This window comes from Streptomyces sp. NPDC058457, assembly GCF_042720695.1.
Taxonomy (GTDB): Bacteria; Actinomycetota; Actinomycetes; order Streptomycetales; family Streptomycetaceae; genus Streptomyces.
In genome coordinates this window covers 201,025-204,496 of sequence record NZ_JBHXLU010000008.1, presented here as the reverse complement: position 1 = coordinate 204,496, position 3,472 = coordinate 201,025, and the positions used below count along the sequence as shown (strand labels likewise).

Here is a 3,472-nt window from a genome sequence, read left to right as displayed (position 1 = left end):
CCCCGGACCCCACCGGAACTCGGCCGCGGCGCTCGTCCGTTGACGCCACCACAGGACCGCGGAACCCCACCGTCCGCGAAAGCCCACCCCGCCGTTCCCTCCCCGCTGTGACGTGTGGCACGATGCAGGCCACCCCCACCGGCACAGGCCTCACAGGAGACACTCCTAGTGCAGCAATCCGTGGTCCCGGAGCTCGCTCACACCGACACCCGCCCCATGCACTGGCTGGCCACCGCTGCTGCCGTGGCCGGCGTCGTCGCTCTGTCGTCCCTCTTCCAGCCGGGCTCGGCCAAAGCCGCGCAGCCCGCCGCCGGGACCGAGACGAAGCCCGCCCTCGCGGCCGCCGCGCCGCCCAGCACCACCGGCGTGGACTTCCCCCTCGACTGCGGCCCCGTGAAGGAGCTGGTCGTCAAGAAGGCCACCGGTGACCTCGACGGCGACGGCAGGCCGGAAACCGTGGCGGTGGTCCACTGCGACTCGGCCATGGGCACCCCGCCCGACGGTGTCTACGTCCTCACCCAGGCCGCCGGTGCCACCAGCCCCCGCGTCGTCGCCACCCTGGTCGACCCCAAGGACCGCCTCACCGTGACCGACTTCGCCGTCTCCGGCAAAGCGGTCAGCGCCACCCTGCTCGGCTATTCCTCGGACAATGTGCCCAGTTGCTGCCCGGATCTGAAGTCCAGCGCCAAGTGGCAGTGGAACGGCCACGCGTTCGTCCGCTCCACCCCGGCGGCCGCCCACAGCGTCTGACGGCCGCGCCGACCCGGCGGGCCCGACGCCGGCACCACGCGCAGTGGCCGGAAAGTCACTGCGCGTCCGGCCCGTACACCTCGACACGGTCCGCGACCCGGCGCACATGGATGCACTCGCCCGGGCACTCCCGCGCCGAGTCCACCACATCGGTGAGCAGCGGCAACGGCACCGGTACCGTCGCCCCCTTCGTCTGCAGCAGCTCGTCGTCCGAGCCCTTCACATAGGCCAGGCCGTCGATGTCCAGCTCGAACACCTCCGGGGCGTACTGGGCGCAGATCCCGTCCCCCGTACACAGATCCTGGTCGATCCAGACCTCGAGCGCCTCATCGCCGGCCAGGGCCTCCTGCTGCACGGTCATCTCTCCTGCCGTCGAAAGCGCCGGGCGGCCGGACCCGGGGGTCACCCGGTCCCGCCCCGGCGGGTGTTGAACGCCTTCGACCCTACCTCCGGCCCGCAACGGCCCGCGCACCCTCCTCGTGCGCCCTCCTGGTGCGCCCTCGGCCCGCGCGCACGGCGCCTCCCACCGCCCGGGACGGCGGCGCCCGGCCACCGGATCGATCGACTTGAGCCAACCCGCGACCCACTCCGGTCATCACGCGTCACATCCGACCGGTCGCTCTGTGTAAGAAATCCGCCACCGGGGCACAACACCTGAACCGGCACTGGAGCGGACAACTCCGGTCAGTCACGACGGGTTTTGACTACTCCGAGCCTGGAACACGCCGCTTCTGAATCGCGTTGAGTGGGTATCCACCCGGCACGAGGGAGAACGCAATGGGTGACCGACGACACACCTTGACAGTCTTTGTGATCTAGGGGTTTCAATCGACACCCACCCAGGTAGGGTCTGGAAGCGTCCAGCTCCCCTTGGAGGAGGTGAGGACCGTGGCAGCCCACGACGACGACATGAACCGCGGCATCCGCCCGGGACGAGGGTCCGACGACCCGTCCGAGCAGATCGCCTATCTTGAGCAGGAGATCGCCGTCCTGCGACGCAAGCTCGCCGACTCTCCGCGACACACGAGGATTCTCGAAGAGCGGATCGTCGAGCTGCAGACGAACCTGGCCGGCGTGTCCGCCCAGAACGAGCGACTCGCGAACACCCTCCGCGAGGCCCGCGACCAGATCGTGGCCCTCAAGGAGGAGGTCGACCGGCTCGCGCAGCCGCCGGCCGGCTTCGGTGTCTTCCTCACGGCGAACGAGGACGGCACCGCGGACATCTTCACCGGCGGCCGCAAACTGCGGGTGAACGTGAGCCCAAGCGTTGACCTGGACGACCTCAGGCGCGGCCAGGAAGTGATGCTCAACGAGGCGCTCAACGTGGTCGAGGCCATGGAGTACGAGCGTGTCGGCGACATCGTCACCCTCAAGGAGATCCTCGAGGACGGCGAGCGGGCCCTCGTGCTGGGGCACACCGACGAGGAGCGGGTGGTACGGCTCGCCGAGCCGCTGCTGGACGTGAACATCCGGCCCGGTGACGCCCTGCTGCTCGAACCCCGTTCCGGCTACGTCTACGAGATCGTTCCGAAGAGCGAGGTCGAGGAGCTCGTCCTCGAAGAGGTCCCCGACATCGGCTACGAGCAGATCGGTGGTCTCGGCGGCCAGATCGAGGCCATCCGGGACGCCGTGGAGCTCCCCTACCTCTACCCGGACCTGTTCAAGGAGCACGAACTGCGCCCGCCCAAGGGCGTCCTGCTCTACGGACCCCCCGGATGCGGCAAGACGCTCATCGCCAAGGCGGTCGCCAACTCGCTGGCCAAGAAGGTCGCCGAGGTGACCGGCCAGGCCTCCGGCAAGAGCTTCTTCCTCAACATCAAGGGCCCCGAGCTCCTGAACAAGTATGTCGGCGAGACCGAGCGGCAGATCCGCCTGGTCTTCCAGCGTGCGAGGGAGAAGGCCAGCGAGGGCACCCCCGTCATCGTCTTCTTCGACGAGATGGAGTCCCTGTTCCGGACCCGCGGCTCCGGTGTCAGCTCGGACGTGGAGAACACCATCGTCCCCCAGCTGCTCGCCGAGATCGACGGTGTCGAAGGCCTCCAGAACGTGGTCGTCATCGGCGCCTCCAACCGCGAGGACATGATCGACCCCGCCATCCTGCGCCCCGGCCGTCTCGACGTGAAGATCAAGATCGAGCGTCCCGACGCCGAGGCGGCCAAGGACATCTTCGGCAAGTACCTCACCGAACGCCTCCCGCTGCACTCCGACGACCTCGGAGAGCACGGCGGCAGCCGGTCGGTCACGGTCGAAAGCATGATCCAGACGGCCGTGGAACACATGTACGCCGAATCCGAGGAAAACCGCTTCCTGGAAGTCACCTACGCCAACGGCGACAAGGAAGTCCTCTACTTCAAGGACTTCAACTCCGGCGCGATGATCGAGAACATCGTCGGCCGCGCCAAGAAAATGGCGATCAAGGACTTCCTCGACCACAACTCGAAGGGTCTCCGCGTCTCCCACCTCCTCCAGGCCTGCGTGGACGAGTTCAAGGAGAACGAGGACCTGCCCAACACCACCAACCCCGACGACTGGGCCCGGATCTCCGGAAAGAAGGGCGAACGGATCGTGTACATCCGTACCCTCATCACCGGAAAGCAGGGCGCGGACACCGGACGCTCCATCGACACGGTGGCGAACACCGGACAGTACCTGTAAAACACAGGGCGGCTTGGGGGGGCCGCCCCCCGGCCCCCCCCCCCCCGGATGTTTGAGGCCAAAACAC

At 68.0% G+C, this 3,472-nt stretch carries 3 protein-coding genes; 2 read left to right on the top strand and 1 reads right to left on the bottom strand.

The window, feature by feature from the left end:
* Positions 1 to 168: 168 nt before the first annotated feature.
* Complete coding sequence (locus tag ACFWPS_RS10015; RefSeq protein WP_383702985.1) at positions 169 to 750, top strand: hypothetical protein; 582 nt, start codon at positions 169 to 171, stop codon at positions 748 to 750.
* A gap of 55 nt (positions 751 to 805) precedes the next feature.
* Here the strand turns inward: ACFWPS_RS10015 and ACFWPS_RS10010 are convergent, their stop codons facing one another.
* Complete coding sequence (locus tag ACFWPS_RS10010) at positions 806 to 1,111, bottom strand: ferredoxin (protein ID WP_383702982.1); 306 nt, start codon at positions 1,109 to 1,111, stop codon at positions 806 to 808.
* A 527-nt stretch (positions 1,112 to 1,638) separates the two neighbouring features.
* Here ACFWPS_RS10010 and arc point away from each other — a divergent pair.
* Positions 1,639 to 3,405 (top strand): proteasome ATPase, encoded by a 1,767-nt coding sequence (gene arc, locus ACFWPS_RS10005; RefSeq protein ID WP_383702979.1) that lies wholly within the window; start codon positions 1,639 to 1,641, stop codon positions 3,403 to 3,405.
* The last annotated feature ends 67 nt before the right edge of the window (positions 3,406 to 3,472 follow it).

What these genes read in the sequence shown, in the direction of transcription:
- ACFWPS_RS10010 (WP_383702982.1), bottom strand. Translation starts at nt 1,111, where the DNA reads ATGACCGTGCAGCAGGAGGCCCTGGCCGGCGATGAGGCGCTCGAGGTC.